The 21809-nt window shown below is 34.9% G+C and carries 21 protein-coding genes and 1 tRNA gene; 13 read left to right on the top strand and 9 right to left on the bottom strand.

Annotation, left to right across the window (positions count from 1 at the left end; genetic code table 11):
- Positions 1-51: 51 nt before the first annotated feature.
- The gene (locus LUA86_RS17765; protein WP_231465299.1) at positions 52-525 is read right to left on the bottom strand and encodes a TspO/MBR family protein; all 474 of its coding nucleotides are present in this window, start codon (positions 523-525) and stop codon (positions 52-54) included.
- Positions 526-568: 43 nt separating this feature from the next.
- The gene (locus LUA86_RS17760) at positions 569-1918 is read right to left on the bottom strand and encodes a M28 family metallopeptidase (RefSeq protein WP_231465297.1); all 1350 of its coding nucleotides are present in this window, start codon (positions 1916-1918) and stop codon (positions 569-571) included.
- Positions 1919-2212: 294 nt separating this feature from the next.
- On the opposite strand from LUA86_RS17760, the gene LUA86_RS17755 reads away from it, so the two are divergent.
- Both LUA86_RS17755 and LUA86_RS17750 read left to right on the top strand, forming a co-directional pair.
- The gene (locus LUA86_RS17755; RefSeq protein ID WP_231465295.1) at positions 2213-2671 is read left to right on the top strand and encodes a hypothetical protein; all 459 of its coding nucleotides are present in this window, start codon (positions 2213-2215) and stop codon (positions 2669-2671) included.
- Between the two features lie 51 nt (positions 2672-2722).
- Positions 2723-3169: a hypothetical protein gene (locus LUA86_RS17750; RefSeq protein ID WP_231465293.1), complete on the top strand. Its 447-nt coding sequence runs from the start codon at positions 2723-2725 to the stop codon at positions 3167-3169.
- 51 nt (positions 3170-3220) lie between these two features.
- On the opposite strand, the gene LUA86_RS17745 is transcribed toward LUA86_RS17750, so the two are convergent.
- Positions 3221-3751: an OmpA family protein gene (locus LUA86_RS17745; RefSeq protein ID WP_231465291.1), complete on the bottom strand. Its 531-nt coding sequence runs from the start codon at positions 3749-3751 to the stop codon at positions 3221-3223.
- A gap of 427 nt (positions 3752-4178) precedes the next feature.
- Between LUA86_RS17745 and LUA86_RS17740 the strand changes: the two genes are divergently transcribed.
- From LUA86_RS17740 to LUA86_RS17730, 3 genes are read left to right on the top strand one after another with little or no spacing between them, the layout of a single operon-like run.
- On the top strand, positions 4179-5651 hold the full coding sequence (locus tag LUA86_RS17740; RefSeq protein ID WP_231465289.1) for an ankyrin repeat domain-containing protein: 1473 nt from the start codon (positions 4179-4181) through the stop codon (positions 5649-5651).
- Between the two features lie 4 nt (positions 5652-5655).
- Positions 5656-6141 (top strand): DUF2271 domain-containing protein, encoded by a 486-nt coding sequence (locus LUA86_RS17735; RefSeq protein ID WP_231465287.1) that lies wholly within the window; start codon positions 5656-5658, stop codon positions 6139-6141.
- Between the two features lie 13 nt (positions 6142-6154).
- A complete protein-coding gene (locus LUA86_RS17730; RefSeq protein ID WP_231465285.1) occupies positions 6155-8344 on the top strand; it encodes a PepSY domain-containing protein in 2190 nt (729 codons plus the stop codon).
- 42 nt (positions 8345-8386) lie between these two features.
- Here LUA86_RS17730 and LUA86_RS17725 read toward each other — a convergent pair whose 3' ends face one another.
- A complete protein-coding gene (locus LUA86_RS17725; protein ID WP_231465283.1) occupies positions 8387-9388 on the bottom strand; it encodes an FAD:protein FMN transferase in 1002 nt (333 codons plus the stop codon).
- Between the two features lie 13 nt (positions 9389-9401).
- On the bottom strand, positions 9402-10196 hold the full coding sequence (gene map, locus LUA86_RS17720; protein ID WP_231465282.1) for a type I methionyl aminopeptidase: 795 nt from the start codon (positions 10194-10196) through the stop codon (positions 9402-9404).
- Positions 10197-10385: 189 nt separating this feature from the next.
- On the opposite strand from map, the gene LUA86_RS17715 reads away from it, so the two are divergent.
- Complete coding sequence (locus LUA86_RS17715; RefSeq protein WP_231465280.1) at positions 10386-11168, top strand: phosphatidylinositol-specific phospholipase C/glycerophosphodiester phosphodiesterase family protein; 783 nt, start codon at positions 10386-10388, stop codon at positions 11166-11168.
- Between the two features lie 116 nt (positions 11169-11284).
- Here the strand turns inward: LUA86_RS17715 and LUA86_RS17710 are convergent.
- Positions 11285-11356, bottom strand: a tRNA-Arg gene (locus tag LUA86_RS17710).
- 392 nt (positions 11357-11748) lie between these two features.
- Between LUA86_RS17710 and mgtE the strand changes: the two genes are divergently transcribed.
- Both mgtE and LUA86_RS17700 read left to right on the top strand, forming a co-directional pair.
- Positions 11749-13122: a magnesium transporter gene (mgtE, locus tag LUA86_RS17705; RefSeq protein WP_231465278.1), complete on the top strand. Its 1374-nt coding sequence runs from the start codon at positions 11749-11751 to the stop codon at positions 13120-13122.
- Between the two features lie 9 nt (positions 13123-13131).
- Positions 13132-13746, top strand: coding sequence for an HAD hydrolase-like protein (locus LUA86_RS17700; protein WP_231465276.1), 615 nt, complete (start codon positions 13132-13134; stop codon positions 13744-13746).
- Between the two features lie 433 nt (positions 13747-14179).
- Here the strand turns inward: LUA86_RS17700 and ychF are convergent, their stop codons facing one another.
- Positions 14180-15280, bottom strand: a complete 1101-nt coding sequence (gene ychF, locus LUA86_RS17695; RefSeq protein ID WP_231465274.1) for a redox-regulated ATPase YchF — start codon at positions 15278-15280, stop codon at positions 14180-14182.
- Positions 15281-15458: 178 nt separating this feature from the next.
- Between ychF and LUA86_RS17690 the strand changes: the two genes are divergently transcribed.
- A complete protein-coding gene (locus LUA86_RS17690) occupies positions 15459-15920 on the top strand; it encodes a DUF5362 family protein (protein ID WP_231465272.1) in 462 nt (153 codons plus the stop codon).
- A gap of 62 nt (positions 15921-15982) precedes the next feature.
- Here LUA86_RS17690 and LUA86_RS17685 read toward each other — a convergent pair whose 3' ends face one another.
- Both LUA86_RS17685 and LUA86_RS17680 read right to left on the bottom strand, forming a co-directional pair.
- On the bottom strand, positions 15983-16306 hold the full coding sequence (locus LUA86_RS17685) for a DUF3276 family protein (RefSeq protein WP_231465270.1): 324 nt from the start codon (positions 16304-16306) through the stop codon (positions 15983-15985).
- A 77-nt stretch (positions 16307-16383) separates the two neighbouring features.
- Positions 16384-18174, bottom strand: a complete 1791-nt coding sequence (locus LUA86_RS17680; protein ID WP_231465268.1) for an ABC transporter ATP-binding protein — start codon at positions 18172-18174, stop codon at positions 16384-16386.
- Between the two features lie 608 nt (positions 18175-18782).
- Here LUA86_RS17680 and LUA86_RS17675 point away from each other — a divergent pair.
- From LUA86_RS17675 to yajC, 4 genes are all read left to right on the top strand, one after another.
- Positions 18783-19871: a Glu/Leu/Phe/Val dehydrogenase gene (locus tag LUA86_RS17675; RefSeq protein ID WP_231465267.1), complete on the top strand. Its 1089-nt coding sequence runs from the start codon at positions 18783-18785 to the stop codon at positions 19869-19871.
- 44 nt (positions 19872-19915) lie between these two features.
- A complete protein-coding gene (nusB, locus tag LUA86_RS17670; protein WP_231465265.1) occupies positions 19916-20866 on the top strand; it encodes a transcription antitermination factor NusB in 951 nt (316 codons plus the stop codon).
- A gap of 1 nt (position 20867) precedes the next feature.
- Positions 20868-21311 (top strand): DUF1573 domain-containing protein, encoded by a 444-nt coding sequence (locus tag LUA86_RS17665; RefSeq protein ID WP_231465263.1) that lies wholly within the window; start codon positions 20868-20870, stop codon positions 21309-21311.
- Positions 21312-21426: 115 nt separating this feature from the next.
- Positions 21427-21741, top strand: a complete 315-nt coding sequence (gene yajC, locus LUA86_RS17660) for a preprotein translocase subunit YajC (RefSeq protein ID WP_231465261.1) — start codon at positions 21427-21429, stop codon at positions 21739-21741.
- Positions 21742-21809 lie beyond the last annotated feature (68 nt).

Genomic DNA, 21809 nt, shown 5'->3' with positions numbered 1-21809 from the left:
ATATCTTTTAAGAGTTACCACTCTCTAAAAATAAGTGTTTTCTTTTGAAAATTAGTTGAGTATGTAAATGTTATATGTTAAAAATGATGCAAAACTTACCCATAAAATGTAAGGGATGAAAAGAAGTCCGGCCAGTTTATCGATTTTATAAAAGGTTATTGCATTTATAATAATCATAATGAGGAGCATAATTATCTCTGCCAATGCAAAACCTATTTCATGGAAATAGAAAAATATAAATGACCAGCAAAGATTTAAAATTAGCTGAATGACATAAATCGCTACAGTTCTGGGGAAGTGCACTATGGTATCTCTTTTAACCCATACCAAATAGGCTGCAATGCCAATTAATATGTAAAGTGTTGTCCATACTGGCGCAAATAACCAACTTGGCGGATTGAATGAAGGTTTATTGAGGGTTAAATACCAGGTTTTAACAGAGTTAGCCGTTGCGATGCCGCCCAATGCACCAATGCCAAGGGTTAAGGCTATGTTTAAAATTAATGCTAAAGGTTTAAATTTCATTTGGGAATTTTCGAATAAACAAGCGATTTACTTAATGGTTTTTTTATCTGCCAATTGATGGTACTACCGGCAAGCTCTCGTTATCCTCGTTGCCAACACTTTGCACCGCAAACAAGTAATTATCTTTACTATAAGGCAAACGCATTTCTGTAGCTGTGGTAAAAAATTTCTTTTGCCATACTGGGCTACTTGTTTCTCGCATTAAAATATAATAGCCTTTAACACGACCATTTACCGGTGCTTTCCAATATAAGAAAGTAGAATTGCTTAAGTTTTTCACATCAACTTTAAGCTCTGTTGGTATAGATGGGGCCTTAGCTAAATTTGCTAAAACCGAAATGTTGACAGCTGTATTTTTTCGAAGATATTCAAAATCCATAAATTCGATTAAATCACCATATATAACTCCTTTTTCAGTTCGTAAATCCTGATGTTGATGATCGAAGTTTTCGTTCATTTCTGTAATTCTTACCGCCGTAAAACCATTTTCTACAAATGGCGTATGGTCACCGCCACGCAAAAATCTATCATTACGATAAATTAATTTAATCTCGAGCTGATCAACATAACGTTCTCCAACTTCTTTAACATAGCGTGCCAGTTGCCTGCTTTTACCATCATTCTCTAAACCAAACTGGCGAATGTTTTTAGCATTTTTATCTAATTCGAAAGCCGGTAATCCTTCGCTAAAAACTCGCAGCTTAGTATTATCTATAATTTGTGTTTCGCTGGCATTGTTGCTTCCAATCATATCGTTATTAAGCATGGCTTCTAAATTCCAGCCTTCTTTCTTCGCTTTTGATGCCATAAAACCCGAGCCTAATAAAGATTGCTCTTCGCCACTAACCGCAACAAAAATTACCGTAGCCGGAAATTTGTGTTGACTCATAATTCGGGCGGCTTCAATAACACCGGCCACGCCACTACCATCGTCATTTGCGCCTGGAGCATCGCTAACTCTGTTCATCACATCTGTAACGCGACTATCCAGGTGCCCGCTTACTACAAAAACTCTTTTATCATTTGCATCGCTACCCTTCAAAATGGCCACTGCATTGCCTAACACAATTTGCTTGTCAACACGTTTTCCGTCAGGGTTTATGGTAACTGTATCCAGAAATGCTGATAATCTTCCATCGCTTTGCTTAGCAAACTGGTTAAATTTATTAACTACCCAATTTCTGGCGGCGCCAATACCTTTAGTTTTACTTTTAGTATCACTTATAGTACTTCTGGTACCGAAAGAAACCATTTTTGTAATGTATGATTTTAACGAATCAGCGTTAACCGATTTTACCATCTTATCGATATCAGCATTGCGGTTTACAATGGTTTGAGCATTAACAACAATAGTACAACTGCTAAGAAAAAGTATAGTGAGTATTTTTTTCATCAATGAATAATTTATGGTTACTAATGTATCGAATGTTGGGGTTTATTTTAATTGTAAGCCTCGAAAAGTTGTAACAATTTAACGATAAAAGATAAAAGCAGTTTGAAAATTTTGTAGCCAACAATAAAGATATCGTTACAAAATCATGATGGTTTAAAATTTGTGACTCTAAAAGCCTTTAAATGACTTGATAAGATTTGAAAACTTAGAACCATGATTAAATTTTTCTATATTTATTGTTCGAAAAGAATTCATAAATCCCAATAACGCATAACATCCCTCAAAATCATAGTAATGGACAGGTTTCCAACTAACTTAACATCAGCCAAGTGCGAACTTTTAGATAGAATACTACAAGAGTTTAAGCATGAGGAATATGTTAAAACAGATAGGATTCTTCACATTTTTAGGGGAAATGCAATCCTGGCATCAGAATATCTTCAGCTTTTAAACCAGTTAAATTTAATTATGCTTATTGGAGAGGTTCACGGGCATCCTTTACCGGCATTAATTGGGAAACAATCTGGCTTAGAAATTTTTTTAAGTGAAGGCGGTTTTATGACCAGGCTGGAGCTTAGAAAGATGCAGGAAGAAACCGGGAAGAGTTTAATTGAACTGCAAAAAGAAATCTTTGATTTAAGAAGTCAGCTTGCCGCATGCCGTGAATTAATTGCTAAGCAAGAAATGGCCATGCTTGATATGGATGCCGAGCTCAAAAGGTTAGAAGCAGGAATGGAAAATGAAGATTATTAAGTTGTAGCATTTTAAGCTGTTTATTCGTTTTACTCTAAAAACCTTAAAACTATGCGTAACAACCTATTAAAAACCTTCGGTATATTTTTTCTATTGTCTATTATTTTTATTTCATGCAAAAAGGATAAACCAGCAGGTAAAACTGATGTGCTTACCGGAGCATGGCAAGAAGCAAGCGTAAACGGAAGTATTGGCAGAAGGTTAATTTTTAAACCCGATGGATTGTTTACAATGGAAATCTGGAGCAGCACTGCAAAAACTTCAGAAGTAAACGGTACTTACAAAATTGATGGTGAGAATTTAACCGTTAATATAAGCGAAAGTGTTGAATTTAACGCCGCCGGAAATCCAACTAAGCGAAATGTAAGTTATCAATTGTTTGAAAAGGGAAAATTTTCTATTACGAATACTATTCTTTCTATAAAATACATTTCTTACCCTGCAGATGCTCCTGTTAATACTGAATTAAAATTTGGGAAAATTATCGCTATTGATTAAATTATAAATGCCTTGACGATTAATCAAGGCATTTTTTGTTTTTTTAGATGATTATTTGTCAATTCTAATTTCAGTTCTTCTATTTAAAATTCTTCCTTCCTCGCTATCATTTGAGGTAATTGGTTCTTTCTCGCCGTGACCAACGATTCTAAAATTAGAGGCATTTAAACCTGCATTGACCAGGTAAGATTTTACTGAATTTGCCCTATCAATCGACAAAGACATGTTGTGTTCTGGCGTTCCCTCGGCCGATGAATGTCCGTTTAACACAAATTTAGTATCTGGCGATTTTTTCATTTCGGCTACGGCTTTATCTAAAATAGAGAATGATGAGGTTTTTAGTACAGCCGAATTAAATTCAAATTGAATGTTATCTAAGTTAAAATTAGGATTATCTGTAGAAGCAGGTGCTTCCTCTTGTTTAGCCGGTTCAGGTGCAGGCTTTTTCTCTTCAACTGGTGGTGTTGGTTTTGTAACTGGTGCTGCTTCTGCTTTTGCAAGTGGTTTTTTAGCTTTGCAAGAATACATTGTGAGTGCAAATAATCCGATAATTGTGGTTATAAAAAACTTTTTGATAATCATGTTTTATCCTGTTTAACGTTTTAAATGAAAATATAATTTTATAGTTATAACGATTTTTATGCCCATAACATATAATTTCAATTAATGTTATCTCACTATCGTCAGGATCTTATCATTCGTCTTTCCTTTTAAACTCTATTCGGTTTATCCAATTAACTCACAATTTAGCTAAATTATTTAAGCCTCAAGGTTGAACTTTTTGTTGTAACAAATAATTTATTTAGACTATTTATAAATAAATTTATTTTGTAAATCATTATAAAAGAGTTGTTTATAAATAAATTTGATTTAATGAGGTTTTTTAAGCAAGCCGTTGTACTCAATTTGATTCAAAATAAATCTTTATTTAGAATGATTCTTGTTAACTTAGCCGAAATAATAAAAACCATTACGAATTGAATACTCACAATAATATTTAGCTTCTAAAATGAAAAAAATCATCTTTGCTATTTTAGCTTTTGCCTCCTTAACTGTGCAAGCTCAGAAGAACGCTTTTTTTGATCAAGCTTTCTGGAAAGGGAATACTGATTTAGCGACCATTAAGGCAGAAATAGAGAAAGGCAGTAGCCCGTCACAATTAAATCCTTCTTCTTTTGATGCAACTGTTTTTGCGATAAATAGTGGTGCACCAACAGAGTCAATTTTGTATCTTTTGGCTCAGCCGGGTAACGATGTTAATAAATTAACGCATGATAGCAGAACCTATTTAATTTGGGCATCATCCAAAGGAAACATTCCTGTTATGGAATATCTTTTAAAAAATGGTGCTAAAATTGATATTCAAGATAGCCACGGCTATACCGCATTAACTTTTGCTGCGGCTGGCGGACAAAAAAACACTAAGGTTTACGATTTATTGATAAAGAACGGCTCGGATTTAAAGCAAGATCTAAATCACGATGGTGCAAATGCATTGTTAATCGCAATCCCTAATGATAAAGATTTAACCTTAACGGATTATTTCGTAGCTAAAGGCTTAGATTTAAACAGTAAGGATGCTGCCGGAAATACTGCTTTCAACTACGTTGCAAAAGGTGGTAACATTGAGTTAATGAAGAAATTGCTTCAGAAAGGTGTGAAATATACGGATAATGCAATGATTATGGCTAGTCAGGGCGGACGAGGAACATCAAATGGTTTAGAAGTTTTCCAATATTTAGAAAGCTTAAAAATCAAACCAACAGCAGTTGGAAACAATGGCGAAACAGCTTTACACAACATTGTTCGTAAACCAAAACAAGAAGAAATTATTAACTATTTCCTGTCAACAGGTGTGGATGTGAACCAACCAGATAAAGAAGGAAATACTGCTTTTATGAATGCTGCAGCTTCAAACAAAGATTTAGCCACAATCGAACTATTGGCAAAAAATGTTAAAGACATCAACCAAATAAACGCTAAAGGTGTTTCTGCATTAGATTTCACCGTTCGTGGTAATTCTGCTGAAGTGGTAAAATTTTTAATTGAGAAAGGCGCAAACTTAAACCATATAGATAAAAATGGTGATAACCTTGCCGCTTATCTTTTTCAGGCTTACAACCCACGCGGTATGGAAGATTTTGAAGCTAAATTAAAACTGCTAACCGAAAAAGGTTTCGACATTAAAAAAGTTCAGGATAATGGTAACTCATTGTACCATCTTGCGGTTGCGAAAAATGATTTAGGCTTATTAAAACGCATTGAGCCCTTAAAAATTGATGTTAACCTTAAAAATAAAGAAGGTTACACGGCTTTACACAAAGCTGCTATGACCGCCAAAGATGTTGAGTTGATGAAATATCTGGTTTCTATCGGAGCTAAAAAAGATGTAACAACCGAATTTAAGGAAACCCCTTATGATTTGGCTACTGAAAACGAATATCTTTCTAAGAACAAAATATCGATTGACTTTTTAAAATAAAAAAATGAATAGCATTTATAAAGTATGCCTAGGCTTAGGTATTGTATTTTTAACTTCTTACGCATCTATGGCGCAAAAAACTACAAAATACAAGTGTATGTTGCAGATGACCAATTATGTTGGAGAAGGAGCCTATATTGTTGTTTCTTTAGTTGATGCTAAGGGTGCTTACGAAAAAACACTTTATGTTATGGGTTCTGATAAAAAATGGTATCCTGATGTTAAAGAATGGCACAAATTTTATAAAAAGAAACCTACAAACCTAAGTGCAATTACTGGCGCTTCGGTAACAGGAGGTGATAGAAGTGTTACTACCTTTGAGATTGAAAATTCCAAAATTAACAAAGGTTATACTTTACGTTTTGAATCGGCTGTTGAAGATAAAAAATACATCGTTAAAGATTTAGAAGTGCCTTTAACTACAGAAGGTATTGCCGCTAAAACTGAAGGTACTGGTTATATTAGATATGTTCGTTTAATAGCGAACTAATAAAGGCTTTTAAATGACAATTTCAATATGGAGATATAGCCACTTGGCATTTGCTGTATCTTCTTTTCTTTTTTTAATTCTTGCATCTGTAACGGGTATCATCCTTTCTTTCAAGCCCGTAACCGAAAAAATTCAGCCTTTTAAGGTTAAAGATTTCAATAAACTTAGCATAGCTGATGTTATTCCAAATCTTAAAAATAACTATACCGATATTATTGAGGTTACGGTTGATTATAATCAATTTGTAGTGGTTGATGCTACAGATTTAAGTGATAATTCCGGTAAATTCTACATCAACCCTAAAACCGGAAAAAATTTAGGCAAGGTTGCTAAAGAAAATGAATTTTTTCAATGGATAACCGCCTTACATCGTTCACTTTTTTTGCATGAACTTGGCCGTTTCTTTATTGGTTTAACATCGTTTTTGCTATTCCTCATTGCAACCTCCGGAACGGTTTTAATTATACAGCGCCAAAGAAGTTTTAAAAATTTTTTTTCGAAAATTGTTAAAGATAATTTCGCCCAATATTATCATGTTGTTTTAGGCAGGCTTTTACTAATTCCGATAATCATCATTTCAATTAGTGGAACTATCTTATCGTTGCAGACTTTCGAGATTATTAAAGAACAGAAAATTTCTCATAAAGTTAATATTGATGCTTTAAAAACCAATCCAGAAAAGAAAACTGCAGATTTTGAAATTTTTAAAAACACCAAATTATCCAGCCTAAAATCAATCGAGTTTCCGTTTTCTGAAGATGTAGAAGATTATTTTACATTAAAACTTGAGGATAGGGAATTAACCATAAACCAAATTTCAGGCGAGGTACTAACTGAGCAGCGATATTCGAATGCTAAATTGCTAACTGCATTAAGTATGGATTTGCATACCGGTAGAACAAATGCAATCTGGGCAATTGTTCTAGCGGTCGCATCAGCAAATATTCTTTTTTTTATTTATTCAGGCTTTGCTATTTGGTGGAAAAGAAGATCTAATCAGGTTAAAAATAAATATAAAGCAGAGCAGGCAGAATATATCATTTTAGTTGGTTCTGAAAATGGAACAACTTTTCGTTTTGCAAAAGCCATTCACCAGCTGTTATCGAAAAGTGGGAAAACATCTTTTATCGGGCAACTAAATCATTATAAAGTTTTCCCAAAAGCCAAGCAACTCATTATTTTAACAGCAACTTATGGTATTGGCGATGCGCCAACAAATTCAACTAAATTTTTAAAGCTTTTAGATAAATTCCGGCAGGCAAATCATATTGATTTTTCGGTTGTTGCTTTTGGCTCGCATGCCTATCCCGATTTTTGCAAATTTGGTTACGAAGTAAATAATGCTTTATCGCAGCAAAACTGGGCAAAACCATTGCTCGAAATACATACCGTTAACGATAGATCTCCTGAAGATTTTATGAAGTGGGCTACATTGTGGGCGCAAAGTTCTAATGTAGAATCCACATCTTTATCAAAACTTTTAGAAACTAAACCAGTAAAATTACATCAGTTTACAGTTGTAGAAAAAAAGATTTCAAGTCATGAAGAAACTTCTTTTATTGTTCGCTTAAAGCCTGTAAAAGGTATAAAATTTACTTCCGGCGATTTACTTTCTATCTATCCTGCAAACGATCATCGCGAAAGACAATACTCAATCGGTAAAATTGGTAAAGATGTTCAGCTGAGCGTTAAGTTGCATGAAAATGGTTTAGGTTCAAGATTTTTACATGCACTAGAAGATGGACAAACCTTAAATGCAGCACTTTTAAGAAATGAGCATTTTCATTTTCCTTTAAAGGCAAAAACAGTAATTATGGTTTCTAACGGAACCGGAATTGCACCTTTTTTAGGGATGATAAATCAGTTTGGAGATGGCAGAGATATTCACCTTTATTGCGGTTTCAGAAATAAAGTTTCTTTTGAGCTCTACGAAAATGCCCTGAAATCTGATGCGGATAAACTGACTAAACTAAGCATAGCCTTGTCTCGTGAAGGCGAAAAACAATATGTTAAAGATTTGCTTTCCCGAGATGCTGAAACGATTTATTCTGCGCTAAAAGACGGGGCTGTAATAATGCTTTGCGGCTCTTTAAGTATGCAAAAAGATGTAATTGAATGGCTTGAAGCGTTGTGCCAAAAGCATGAGGGGAAAAGCGTCAGTTTTTATCAATCTCACGGACAGGTATTGATGGATTGTTATTAAAATTAAAAGACTTATAATGGGTCTTGAAAAATGCTGACATAGTTAAAGCATTTTTTTCCAGCGTTCTACAGTCCTTTTAACCAGATTATCGGATAGAAAAATCTCGCCGTTGTCGCTAAACATAATGCAACTATATTTAGGAAATTGCTTAATGAAATTTAATCCTGCATGTTTACCTAAAACCATTATCGAAGTGCTTAATCCGTTTGCCAATTCAGCATCCGGACCGAAAACCGTAACACCGCTTAGTCCGGTAGCCGGGTAGCCGGTAGCCGGATTTATAATGTGAGAATATCGTTTGCCATCGAAAATTACAAACTTTTCGTAGCTGCCAGAACTTACAATAGCCTTATTGTAAAGCGGAACGGCGGCGAAAAGGCTATCTTTATTATATGGGTTGGTGATGCCAACAAGCCATTTTTTGCCATTAGGTTGCTTTCCCCATGTGCTCATATCGCCGGTTGCGTTTACAATTCCGGCCTTAATTCCCTTGGCAAGCATCATGTTGCGACATTTATCTGCTGCGTAACCTTCTCCTAAAGCGCCAAAGCCAATTTTCATGCCTTTTTTACTTAAAAAAATTGTGGAGTTTACACTATCGAGAATGATGTTTTTGTAGCCAACTTTTTCTACAGATTTCCTAATTTCATCAACAGATGGGATTTCAGTCATCGATCCATCAAACTTCCAGATTTTATCCATCGCAGCAAAGCTGATGTCGAAAGCACCGTTTGTAAGTTGCGATAGTTTAATTGCTCGTTTGGTAAGCTCAAAAACCTCTTTATCAACTTTTACAGGCTTCTCTCCAGCATTTCTATTCACTTCCGAAACCTGTGAATTTGGTTTCCAATCAGAAATTAGATACTCAATTCTGCTAATTTCATTTATAATGGTGTCTATATTTTGCTCGGCAAATACAGCAGTTTTTGCAACAATGGTAATTTCAAATCGACCGCCCATTAGCATGGTGGTTTTCTTTCTCAAAACCTGTGCGTTACTGCTAAAACCTAAAAAAAATAATGCAATTATGCTGTAGAATTTCAAATCTTGTAATGAGCTAGCTAACTTTTAAATTGATATTATTTTGCTCAGCTGCTTCGATTGGGCTGTAATCAGATAAAATAAGTGCTTTGCCTTTTTTAACACAAACATCGTGTTCAAAATGTACGGATGGTTTTCCATCAACGGTTCTCACCGTCCAACCATCTTTTTCGATAAATACATCTTTTTTGCCCAAATTAATCATGGGCTCAATAGCCATAGTCAGGTTTTCTTTTAGCATTAAACCGCTTCCACGTTTGCCGTAATTTGGCACTTGCGGCGCTTCATGCATGCTTTTCCCAAGTCCGTGACCAACAAAATCTCTAACAACACCATAGCCTTGTTTTTCATTATGATTTTGAATAGCAAAACCAATATCGCCCAATCGCTTACCAGCAACCGCTTCGTTAATGCCTATAAAAAGGGATTCTTTGGTGGTTCTTACCAGCTTTAAAATTTCTTCGCTGGCATCGCCAATTACAAATGTATAAGCATGGTCTCCGTGATATTCGTTTTTGATAACGCCAACATCAACAGAGATAATATCGCCATCTTTTAATATTTCTTTGCCCGGAAATCCATGTACAACAACATCGTTAACAGAAGTTATAATATGGTGTGGAAAGCCGCTGTAGTTGTAGAAAGAAGGCACAGCGCCATTATCCAAAATATATTCATTTGCCAGTTTATCAATCTCAATTGTCGCTAAACCCGGACGTAAAATTTTTGCAATTTCTGCCAAAGTATTGCTTACCAGAAGCGCACTGATTTTCATCAGTTCTACTTGTTCATCGGTTTTGTAAATAATCATTGCCGCAAAAATAACAATTAGTTTTTTAAAAGCTTTTGATTATGATTAAGCAGCAAGAAGATTATTCATTATTTCTGTTGAAGTCTGTCAATAATCCATTTTGATACAAAGGATGTTTCCGTCTCTTGGTTTAAGCATAGTTGAAATCAAAGTAATATTATTTAATTTGTCAGCAACTTACAATCATCCATGAGAATAATTCTATCCAGCCTTGCTTTTATAATTTTATTATCGGTTTCTACATTGGCTCAAAATGTTAAAAGCAAAGGGCACAGTCATAACGATTATCATCAAAATTTACCATTAGTTATGGCATACAAGGCTGGGATGAATTCGATAGAAGCCGATGTTTTTTTAAAAGATGGAGAATTGTATGTAGCGCATGAAGCTAAAGAAATCAATATTCTAAAAACCTTAAAATCATTGTATTTATCTCCATTGGCTGAGTTATTTAAAGCGCATAATCACCATGCTTTTAAAGATAGAACAAAACATCTGCAATTGGTTATCGATATAAAAGAAGACCATGTTAACGTACTTAAAAAACTAATTATAGAATTAAAGGAGTTTGAGAAGGTTTTTAATATTGTGAGAAATCCTGAGGCTATAAAAATTGTAATAAGCGGAGATATGCCTCAGCCTGTAGATTTCGCAAATTGGCCAGAATACATCTTCTTTGATGGCAGACCAGAAACCAGCTATACTCAGAATCAGCTTAAAAGAGTAGGCATGATTAGTCAAAACATTAAAAAATATACGGCTTGGAACGGAACGGACGAACCCACACCAGCCGATTATGCGAAGCTTGAAAAACTAATTAATGATGCGCACAATGCAGGCAAGCCTTTTAGGTTTTGGGCAACAGCCGACAATCGTAATGCCTGGATGATTTTAGAACGTTTAGGTGTAGATTGGATTAATACCGATAAACCAAACGAATTAGCAGAGTATTATATTAGTCGGGATAAATGAGATGCCGGGTTTTGAACTAAGCTTAGTAGCTGTAAGGCACAATGGTCTTTAAGCAAATAATTTAAATGGATTTACAAATACAAAAAGCCACAACATTAATTGTAGCTTTTAAATTGTGCTCCCGACGAGATTCGAACTCATATCGATGGTACCGGAAACCATAATTCTATCCATTGAACTACGGGAGCAAAACGATGCAAATATATAGAATCAAAATGTTAGTTTACTTAATTTGAAAGCTAATGTTGCTATTTTAACCATCCTTAATAACTTATTGATTTTGTGTTGATTGCGTTTAATAAACAAAATTTAGCGCAAACTTTAATCTGCTTTTTGCAAACTGAAATAACAAATGTGTGCAAACTTTGTTAATTAAACCTTATTGCAGCGGTATCCTTTTGAGCTTTTCGGCGAGAAAGATTTAGCGGAAAGCAGGACTGACCTAAAACCGAGTTACAGCAACTGCTTTACTTAAAATTAACGCTGCCTTAACGCCAAAATTGGCATTTTAGAAAATAAAACCGCACCTTTGCGAACCGTTAACAGAGGTTTTAGCATGTAAAAAAATATTAATTTGCTTATGGAAGAATTGGTTGTAGAGGAGATTCAGGAACTACTTGAAAAAGATAATGATAAAGCATTAAAGCGATATCTTGATGAACTGAATATCTCGGATGTGGAGGAATTGATTGACGAACTTCCGCAGCATGCAGCCAAATTTATTGAAACGATTTCTTTAAACAGAGCGGTTAATGTTTTCAGAATTCTCGATTTTCGTACCCAGGAAAGAATTATCAAAAAATTATCGGGCAATAAGCTAAATCAAATTATTAAAGATTTGCCTCCTGATGACCGTACCGCACTTTTTAGTGAGTTAAAGGGTGATGTGGTTAAGAAAATGATTACGCTTTTACCTCCCGAAGAGCGTAAGGAATCGCTGGCACTTTTAGGTTACAATGAATACAGTATTGGGCGTTTAATGACGCCAGATTACATTGCTGTTAAACCGGAATGGTCTATTACCAGGGTTTTGGCGCACATTAGGCGTTATGGTAAAAATTCTGAAACCATTGATGTAGTTTACGTTATTGATAAAGACGGTGTATTGCTTGATGATATTAGGATTAGGGAAGTTTTGCTGGCAGATCCTGAAGCCATAATTGGTGAACTTACCGATAAACGTTTTATCGCTTTAAAAGCAAACGACCCCCAGGAAGATGCTATCAGTATTTTTAGAATGAATAACCGTGTTGCTTTACCTGTTGTTGATGAGCAAAATATCCTCTTAGGTATTGTTACTGTTGATGATATTTTATGGATTGCCAATGAAGAATACACAGAGGATATTCATAAAATTGGTGGTTCGCAGGCTTTAGACGAGCCATATTTAGATGTTCCGGTTTTTGAGCTTTACAAGAAGCGTGTGGTTTGGTTAATTGTATTGTTTTTTGGTGAATTACTAACCATAGCGGCAATGTCAAACTTCGAAAGCCAGATTGCAAAAGTGGTTATACTGGCTACATTTATCCCTTTAATTATTTCTAGCGGAGGAAATAGCGGTTCGCAGGCTGCAACATTAATAATCCAGGCGATGGCTTTAGGCGAAGTAACGGTTAGAGATTGGTGGAACGTAATGCGAAGGGAAATTTTTTCGGGTATGTTACTAGGCGGAACTTTATGCTTGCTGAGTTTTGCCGTAATTGCCAGCTGGAACCTTTTTATGCCAGGCTTTACCGATCATTATGTTAGAATTGGTTTAGTAGTTGGTTGCTCGTTAATTGGAGTGGTTTTATGGGGAACATTAATGGGCTCAATGTTGCCGCTTTTGCTTAAAAAAGTAGGAGCAGACCCTGCAGTTTCATCAACGCCCTTTGTGGCAACACTAGTTGATGTTACTGGCTTGATAATCTACTTTTCTTTCGCGATATTATTCTTAAGTGGAATTTTACTTTAATAATGAGTTATGCAAAAAAAAATCACAACACTTTTTACCGATATAGGTGGCGTTTTATTAACCAATGGTTGGGATAGAAAGGCAAGGGGAGAAGCTGCGGTTCTTTTTAACCTTGATTCTGTAGATTTAGAAGAGCGCCATCATTTAACTTTTGATACTTACGAAGTTGGTAAGCTTACGCTTGATGAATACCTGGAAAGAATTGTTTTCTTTGAAGAGCGTTCTTTTAGTTATGATGATTTTAAGGAATTCATGTTTAAAAAATCATTGCCCTACCCTGAAATGATTCAATTAATATGCGATTTAAAGAAAAAATATAGCCTCAAAGTTGCTGTAATTAGTAACGAAGGGAGGGAACTAAATCAATATCGAATAAATACTTTTAAGCTTAATGAGTTTGTTGATTTCTTTGTTTCATCAAGTTTTGTTCATTTCCGCAAACCTGACGCAGATATTTTTAAAGTTGCAATCGATATTTCGCAAAGCGATGTTGAAACAAGCTTATATATTGATGATAGAATGCTTTTCGTACAGGTATCAGAAGGTTTAGGTTTAAAGGGTATTCATCATACTAGTTATGAAGATACTAAAGCCCAGTTGGCGGCTTACGGATTGGTAGTATGAGGATTTTTGATTGATGTTCTTGTGTCCCGCAGATTTCGCTGATAAGCGCAGAGTAAGGTTTACATGTTAGTAACTCATTCATTTCAAATAATTCCGTGTATTCAATGTTTCCGTGGCGAATAGTTTTTAGTCTCCCGCAGATTTAGCTGATAAGCGCAGAGTAAGGCTTACATGTTAGTAACTCATTCATTTCAAATAATTCCGTGTATTCTGTGTTTCCGTGGCAAATAGTTTTTAGTTTCCCGCAGATTTCGCTGATAAGCGCAGAAATAGATTAATGTAGATTGTTTCCCCGAATCTTTGGGGCAGGCTGTGCCTCTCAATGACGGGTTTGTTACTAATTCAAATAATTCCGTGTCTTCTGTGTTTCCGTGGCAAAAACAAAAAGGCCACCATTTCTGGCAGCCTATATTTTTTAAATATTTTTTTAAAATTATACGTTAAACCTGAAGTGCATAATATCTCCATCTTCAACAACGTAAGTTTTACCTTCTACGCCAAGTTTACCAGCATCTTTACAGGCATTTTCAGAGCCTAAGGTTACAAAATCAGTGTATTTAATAACCTCTGCACGTATAAAACCTTTCTCAAAATCGGTATGGATTACACCAGCAGCTTGTGGTGCTGTAAAACCTTTGGTAATTGTCCAGGCCCTAACTTCTTGTACACCAGCGGTGAAGTAAGTATAAAGGTTTAATAATTTATAAGCAGCACGAATCAGTTTGTTTACACCAGATTCATCCAAACCTAAGTCGGCTAAAAACTCCTGACGTTCTTCATAGCTTTCTAATTCAGCGATTTCAGATTCGATTTTTGCAGAAATCACTAAAACCTCAGCATTTTCATCGGCAACATTTGCTTTAACTAAATCCACATATTTATTTCCTGTTACAACAGATGCTTCATCAACGTTACAAACATACATTACCGGTTTTTGGGTAAGTAAGCCTAAATCTTCAATAAAATCAAAATCTTCTTGTGCTAATGGGGCAGTACGAATAGATTTTCCACTTTCTAAATGAGCTTTAATCACAATTAAAATTTCATAAGTACGCTTAGCATCCTTATCGCCACCGGTTTTAGCCATTTTTTCAACTTTCTGAATACGTTTTTCAACAGTATCTAAATCCTTAAGCTGTAATTCAGTATCGATAATTTCTTTATCGCGAATTGGATCTACAGAACCATCAACGTGTATTACATTTCCATCATCAAAACAACGTAAAACGTGGATAATAGCATTTGTAGCACGAATATTTCCTAAAAATTGGTTGCCTAAACCTTCACCTTTTGATGCTCCTTTTACTAAACCAGCAATATCAACAATTTCTATTGTATTTGGCTGCACCTTATTTGGCTTAACCAATTCCGCAAGCTTTGTTAATCTATCATCAGGTACGGTAATTACGCCAACATTTGGCTCAATTGTACAAAACGGAAAGTTTGCTGCTTGCGCTTTTGCATTTGATAAACAATTAAAAAGTGTCGATTTACCCACATTTGGTAAGCCAACTATACCACACTGTAATGCCATTTATATGTTTTGATTTACGATTTACGATTTACGATTTACGATTTCACCTTTCACCTTTCACCTTTCACCTTTCACCTTTTTCAGGCGGCAAAGATAAGCTTTTAAAATCTTTAATTAAAGGCAGTAATTTGTGCCAGATGGATATTTTATCTAAGTTTAGCAAAATTTAAAAAACATTATGGAAGATTTGGAAGGGCAACAGCAAGCCGAGGTGAAATTGGTCGTATCAGAAAATATGAGAAGCTATATTTACGACATTACTAAATGGGCCAAATTTCTCTCCATTGTAGGTATTGTTGTTTCTATATTCATATTTATGGTTGCTTTTAGTATTCCAACTCTAATGAATAGCAATCCGAAGGTGGCAGCTCAAATGAGTCAATTAGGTTCTGCTGGTACAAACATCATTACAGTAATATATTTAATTACAAGTCTTTTATTATTTTACCCAAGTTTATTGCTCAACAAAATTGCCAGTAAGGCGAAAAAAGCAGTGCTTTTTGGCGATCAGGAAAGTTTAGAGGATTCATTTTCAAACTTAAAATCGCTCTTTAAATATTGGGGTATCCTTACAATTATGATTATTGCCTTCTATTTTCTTATGATATTTATGGTAGGTGCCGGAATTGCAGCAACATAAAAAAACATTGCATAACAAAAAAGAGCCTTTAGTTTCTAAAGGCTCTTTCTATTTATCTTAAATTAAAACGAAAAATCGTCGGTAGTTTTTGCACTATGCTCACCGTTTTCCGAATATTCGTAGCGTTTTTCTACAACATCTTGATGCGTTTTAATGTAATCTACAGTTTCATTTAAACCTTCTGTAAATTTTTCGAAATCTTCTTTATACAGAAAGATTTTATGTTTCACAAATACGCCGTCTTCTAATCTTTTCTTGCTTTCAGTTACTGTTAAGTAATAATCTCCCGAACGAGTGGCCTTCACATCGAAAAAATAAGTTCTCTTACCTGCTCTTACTTTCTTTGAAAAAACTTCTTCTCTCTCTTTATTGTCGAATTCTCCCATGGTTGGTATTGATGTTGGTTTTTGGTTTCGGTAAATATAAAGCAAATATTTAAAGTTCAAAATAGAATTCAAACAAATTAAGCGCTACGGCTTTCTTCTTCTAATAGCTGATTGTTGTAAAGCTCAGTATAACTGCCATTCAGGTTAATCAGTTCATTATGTGTGCCTTGTTCTATTATCTTTCCATCATCTAAAACCAATATTTTATCAGCATTTTTTATGGTCGAAATTCTGTGTGCAATTAAAATGCTGGTTTTATTGTGCATTATTTTGCCAAGGTTTTGCAGAATTTCTTCTTCAGTTTTAGTATCCACTGCTGATAAACAATCATCAAATATCAAAATACGTGGCGATTTTATTAGCGCCCTGGCTATCGATACTCGCTGCTTTTGGCCGCCTGATAACGTTATTCCACGTTCGCCAAGCATGGTTTCAAAACGCTCTTCAAAATCAATAATGTTGTTATAAACTGATGCATTTTTTGCCGCTTCGTAAACTTCATCTTCAGTTACAGTATCCAAACCAAATGCAATATTGTTTTTAATGGTATCAGAGAAAAGGAAAACCTCTTGCGGCACAAAACCAATCTGATTCCGGTAATCCTTAAGGTTTAAGTTTTTTAAATTTTCACCGTCGATATTTATAGCTCCGTTTTCAACATCATACATTCGCATTATAAGGTTTGCCAATGTAGATTTACCCGAGCCTGTTCTGCCAATTATGGCTACAAACTCACCACTTTTAATCTCAAAACTTATATTCTTTAAAGCTTCAATGCCTGTATCAGGATAGGTAAAACTTACGTTTTTGAATGAGATATTTCCGTTAACTAACCTTTCGTTGTTGTTGGTTGATTGAATATCTGATGGGATATCCAAAAATTCATTAATCCTCTTTTGCGATGCTGCCGCCCTTTGTATTAATGAGGTAACCCAGCCGAGCATCGTTACCGGAAAAGTTAATTGATTAATATATATAATAAATTCTGCAATATTACCAGCCGTTATGCTGCCATTCATAACCTGTATGCCGCCAACATAAATGGTTAAAATTGTGCTCAAACCAATTAAAAGTAGCATTGTTGGGTAAAAAAGTGCAGATACCTTAACCAAACTCATCGAGTCTTTTTTGTAATCGTTACTTTGAATTTCGAACATGCTGCGTGTATAATCTTCGCGTACATAAGATTTTATAATTCTGATACCCGATAACCGCTCTTGCACAAATGTTGATAAGCTGGAGAGCCTTTCTTGTATCTTTCCGCTTTTCTTAAAAATAAGGGTGTTTACATAGTAAATTATAAACACCAGAAATGGCAGTGGCAATAAACAATAAATGGCTAATTTTGAGTTTACATCAAACATCGACCAAATAATAAGCACCGATAAAACAAAAGTATTTATGGTGTACATTATTGCCGGACCAACATACATTCTCACCCGGTTTACGTCCTCCGTAGCACGATTCATTAAATCGCCGGTATTATTTCTTCTATAAAAGCCTAAACTGAGCCTTTGGTAGTGTTGGTAAATGTCATTTTTCATATCAAATTCTATATGTCGCGACATAAGAATAATGGTTTGGCGCATGAAAAATAAAAATAATCCCCTCAAAACGTAAAGTGCAATAACCAAAAAACCAAAATACAAAAGGCTATTGCTAAAAATATCATAAATAATTTGCTGGCGGTTAAAACCATCAAAAAGGCTATAAATCTGAATGTTTTCGGTAATTAAGTCGAAGGCATAACCAATAACCTGAGCAGGCACAACACCAAAAATATTAGAAATTACCACGAAAATACTTCCCGGAATAATCCACCATTTATATTTTAAGAAATATTTATTTAAGCGTTTCAGGTGTTTCATACAATACAAACTTAGATAAATTTGTTATTCTATACCGCATATTTACTTTTAAGTATTTAAGCTTTAAAAACTAATGACATTTTTAAGGTTTTGAAAAGCAGGTTTCAGCTTTTCATTGGTTAGGGTTGGCCCCGCCATTCGCTTTACTTGCCTCATAAAAATTCGGCTGCGTGTTCGCTACTGTCAGGTTTAATTAACTCAAAACCGAAGCCTTAAAACTCAAATTTCCTATCTGATTTTCTATTATCCATTGGTTCAAAACCAACGGCAATGAATAGCAAGTTCCTAAAGAAGTTATCTAACACCGACAGCAGCGAAAATACTTTTTGTGTTCAGCTCCAATAATTACAGCTATAAACATCAACAAAAAGATTGCCTGACTGCGGTAGGCAGGTAGCAAATGGTGGGACTGCAATTACCTAAATACTATTGTAACTGATTTTCTACAAAAGAACGAATGGTTTATTTTACATTCTTAAAAGGAGTATTTGGCTTTTCGGCAGATGTTTAACGGGCTTGTCTAATTAATTTCACTATAGATTGTTTTTAATACGTGTAATAATGGTTTTTTATTTTATTTTTGCTGCAGGTTAAGCCTAACGTTCATTATGCCAGCAAATTCTTCGTCAGATTCATCTATTTTAGAGCAATTAAGTGCTTACGGGCATAAAAAGTTGGTTTTCTGTAATGATCCCGACACTGGTCTAAAAGCAATCATTGCCATTCACGATACTACTTTAGGGCCAGCTTTAGGCGGAACACGCATGTGGAGCTACACAACAGAAGCCGAAGCATTAGAAGATGCACTTCGTTTATCAAGAGGCATGACCTATAAATCGGCTATTACCGGTTTAAATTTAGGTGGTGGCAAAGGTGTAATTATTGGTGATTCTAGAAAAGACAAATCGGAAACTTTAATGCGTAGCTACGGCAAGTTTATAAAAAACCTGAATGGCGAATTCATTACAGCCGAAGAAATGGGAACGAACACGCGTGATATGGAATATATCCGTATGGAAACCAATTATGTTACAGGTGTGCCAGAATCTATTGGTGGCGCTGGTAATCCTGCTCCATTTACAGCACAAGGCGTATATTTAGGTATAAAAGCCAGTGTTAAAGAAGTTTTTGGTACAGATATGCTTGCCGGCAGAACTGTTTTAGTACAAGGAATTGGCAACGTTGGCGAACATTTAGTGGCTTTATTACGTAAAGAAAACGCCGAAGTTTTAATTAGCGATATTAATCAAGACCAACTTACTTACGTAGCCAGAAAATACAAAGCAAAGCCAATTGAGGCTGATAAAATTTTTGGAATTGATGCCGATGTGTATGCGCCTTGCGCTATGGGTGCTACCGTTAATAATAAAACCATTGAGCGCATGAAATTTGCAATTATTGCAGGTTCTGCAAATAACCAGTTAAAAGATGAGGTTTTAGACAGTGAGTTGCTTTTGAAAAAGGGTATTCTTTTTGCTCCTGATTATTTAATTAACGCCGGAGGTTTAATTGCTTGTTATTCGGAATTAACCGGCTTTGGTAAAAAACGCACCGTACAGCTAACTGAGAATATTTACGAGGCAACCAGAAATGTTATAAAACTGAGCAAAGCTGAACAAATACCTACAAATATTGCAGCAAACCGCATTGCTGAAAAAAGAATTGCGGACATAAAGAAAATAAAATCAACATATTAAATAATTATTAACCGGTTTAACAAACCACACTCGTTCTTACATTCATGTTAAATAGAAGGCACTTAAGAATTAAAGCTTTGCAAAACATTTTTGCTTGGCACATGGCAGATAAAAAAGACATTAAAGGTGATTTAAAAGTCTTAATGCAAAGCATCGACAGCGTATACGAAATGTATATCTGGATGCTATCTCTAATGGTAGAGGTTACGGAATTTACAGCCAATGATGCTGCTGAACGTGCCAACAAACACATCAAAACCGCTGAGGATATTAATCCCAACCTGAAATTGCTTAACAACAAATTCAGTGTTTTAATGCAGCAAAATCCAGAATATATTTCTGCAATTAAAAAATATAAAGTTGATTGGGGTTTCGATCCTGAAATCCGTAAAACGGTATTTAACTCATTAAAAGCTTCAAAAGAATATGCTGAATATCTTGCAGATCCAAACGAAAGTTTAGAATCATCAAAAGATATTATTAAATATATTTTCAGAAAGATAATTTTAAAAAACCAGGCTATTATTCAGGTTTTTGAAGAGAAGTTTATTAACTGGCAGGTTGATCATGAAGTAATGAAAGGCATGGTTGCTAAAACGCTAAAGAACTTTACATTTGATGATCCGTTTAAAAATAAACTTACTGAAATAAGCGCTGATTGGATTGAAGACAGCAAATTTGTGCAGGATTTATTTGTACATACTTTGCAAAATGACGCAAAATATCAGGAAATGATCGCCGAAAGAACTAAAAACTGGGAATCGGAGCGTATTGCTTTAATGGATACAATTTTAATGAAAATGGCAATTTGCGAATTGTTAAATTTCCCATCTATTCCGGTTAAAGTTACCATAAACGAATACCTTGAATTATCAAAAGATTACAGTACACCGAAAAGTAATTCGTTTATTAACGGTATTTTAGACAAAATTTTAGGCGACCTGAAAAAGAATAACACGATTAAAAAATTAGGTCGCGGATTAATTGAAGAATAATATGAAAAAGATATTCATCCTGGCAATTGCCGCTTTATCGTTATCAGCTTGCCGTAACGCAAATAGTTCTACAACAGAAGTTGCTGCTGTAAACAGCACCGAAGCTTCGGCTATTGCACCTGCAGATGCACCAGTTATTAAATTTGAACAGGAAATTTTTGATTTTGAAAAAATTGAAGAAGGTGCTGCGGTTACCCATGAGTTTAAGTTTAAAAATGTAGGTAAGAGTCCGTTAATTATTTCAAATGCTACCGCAACTTGTGGTTGTACAATTCCAGAAACACCAAAAGAGCCTATATTGCCTGGCAAAGAAGGTATAATTAAAGTTGTTTTTAACAGTACCGGTAAAGGTGGAATGCAAGATAAAGTGGTTACCGTTACCTCAAATGCAAATCCAAACACAAGCACAGTGCACTTGGTAGGTGAGGTGCTTGCGAAGAAATAATTAGATAGTTGGATGTTCAAATTAGCATATCTAAATATTTCAATATTCAAATCACAATTTTTAATAAACAATTAGAAGAGTTAAATAAATTTAACAACACAAATAAATACAAGAAATGATTTCGACAGTAATTTTACAAGCAGCAGGTGGTGGTATGTTGGGTACGGTTGTACCAATGGTATTAATCATGGTGGTATTCTACTTTTTCATGATTCGTCCGCAGGTTAAAAAAGCAAAAGATCATAAAAAATTAGTAGCAGAATTAGGTAAAGGCGATAAAGTAATTACAACAGCAGGTATTCATGGAAAAATTATTGATATGAATGAAACTACTTTTGTAATCGAATCAGAATTTGGAGCTAAGTTACGTTTTGATAAATCTGCCGTTTCATTAGATGCAACTAAAGCTGCAATAACGCCAAAAGCATAATAAAAGTAATTTCAATTTTACAGCAGTCTCGAAAACTTTCGGGACTGTTTTTGTTTTATTACATTTGA

The organism is Pedobacter sp. Leaf132, from assembly GCF_920984695.1.
Classification (GTDB): Bacteria; Bacteroidota; Bacteroidia; order Sphingobacteriales; family Sphingobacteriaceae; genus Pedobacter.
The sequence above is the reverse complement of the archived record's forward strand: the minus strand, read 5'-3'. Positions and strand labels throughout refer to the sequence as shown.

Bases quoted from the DNA above. Each gene is read 5' to 3' on its own strand.
- LUA86_RS17740 (WP_231465289.1), top strand. From the start codon at position 4,179: ATGAAAAAAATCATCTTTGCTATTTTAGCTTTTGCCTCCTTAACTGTG.
- LUA86_RS17690 (WP_231465272.1), top strand. From the start codon at position 15,459: ATGGAAGATTTGGAAGGGCAACAGCAAGCCGAGGTGAAATTGGTCGTA.
- LUA86_RS17715 (WP_231465280.1), top strand. From the start codon at position 10,386: ATGAGAATAATTCTATCCAGCCTTGCTTTTATAATTTTATTATCGGTT.
- LUA86_RS17755 (WP_231465295.1), top strand. From the start codon at position 2,213: ATGGACAGGTTTCCAACTAACTTAACATCAGCCAAGTGCGAACTTTTA.
- LUA86_RS17735 (WP_231465287.1), top strand. From the start codon at position 5,656: ATGAATAGCATTTATAAAGTATGCCTAGGCTTAGGTATTGTATTTTTA.
- nusB (WP_231465265.1), top strand. From the start codon at position 19,916: ATGTTAAATAGAAGGCACTTAAGAATTAAAGCTTTGCAAAACATTTTT.
- LUA86_RS17685 (WP_231465270.1), bottom strand. From the start codon at position 16,306: ATGGGAGAATTCGACAATAAAGAGAGAGAAGAAGTTTTTTCAAAGAAA.
- LUA86_RS17745 (WP_231465291.1), bottom strand. From the start codon at position 3,751: ATGATTATCAAAAAGTTTTTTATAACCACAATTATCGGATTATTTGCA.
- yajC (WP_231465261.1), top strand. From the start codon at position 21,427: ATGATTTCGACAGTAATTTTACAAGCAGCAGGTGGTGGTATGTTGGGT.
- LUA86_RS17665 (WP_231465263.1), top strand. From the start codon at position 20,868: ATGAAAAAGATATTCATCCTGGCAATTGCCGCTTTATCGTTATCAGCT.
- ychF (WP_231465274.1), bottom strand. From the start codon at position 15,280: ATGGCATTACAGTGTGGTATAGTTGGCTTACCAAATGTGGGTAAATCG.
- LUA86_RS17675 (WP_231465267.1), top strand. From the start codon at position 18,783: ATGCCAGCAAATTCTTCGTCAGATTCATCTATTTTAGAGCAATTAAGT.
- LUA86_RS17700 (WP_231465276.1), top strand. From the start codon at position 13,132: ATGCAAAAAAAAATCACAACACTTTTTACCGATATAGGTGGCGTTTTA.
- LUA86_RS17730 (WP_231465285.1), top strand. From the start codon at position 6,155: ATGACAATTTCAATATGGAGATATAGCCACTTGGCATTTGCTGTATCT.
- LUA86_RS17760 (WP_231465297.1), bottom strand. From the start codon at position 1,918: ATGAAAAAAATACTCACTATACTTTTTCTTAGCAGTTGTACTATTGTT.
- LUA86_RS17750 (WP_231465293.1), top strand. From the start codon at position 2,723: ATGCGTAACAACCTATTAAAAACCTTCGGTATATTTTTTCTATTGTCT.
- mgtE (WP_231465278.1), top strand. From the start codon at position 11,749: ATGGAAGAATTGGTTGTAGAGGAGATTCAGGAACTACTTGAAAAAGAT.
- LUA86_RS17680 (WP_231465268.1), bottom strand. From the start codon at position 18,174: ATGAAACACCTGAAACGCTTAAATAAATATTTCTTAAAATATAAATGG.
- LUA86_RS17765 (WP_231465299.1), bottom strand. From the start codon at position 525: ATGAAATTTAAACCTTTAGCATTAATTTTAAACATAGCCTTAACCCTT.
- map (WP_231465282.1), bottom strand. From the start codon at position 10,196: ATGATTATTTACAAAACCGATGAACAAGTAGAACTGATGAAAATCAGT.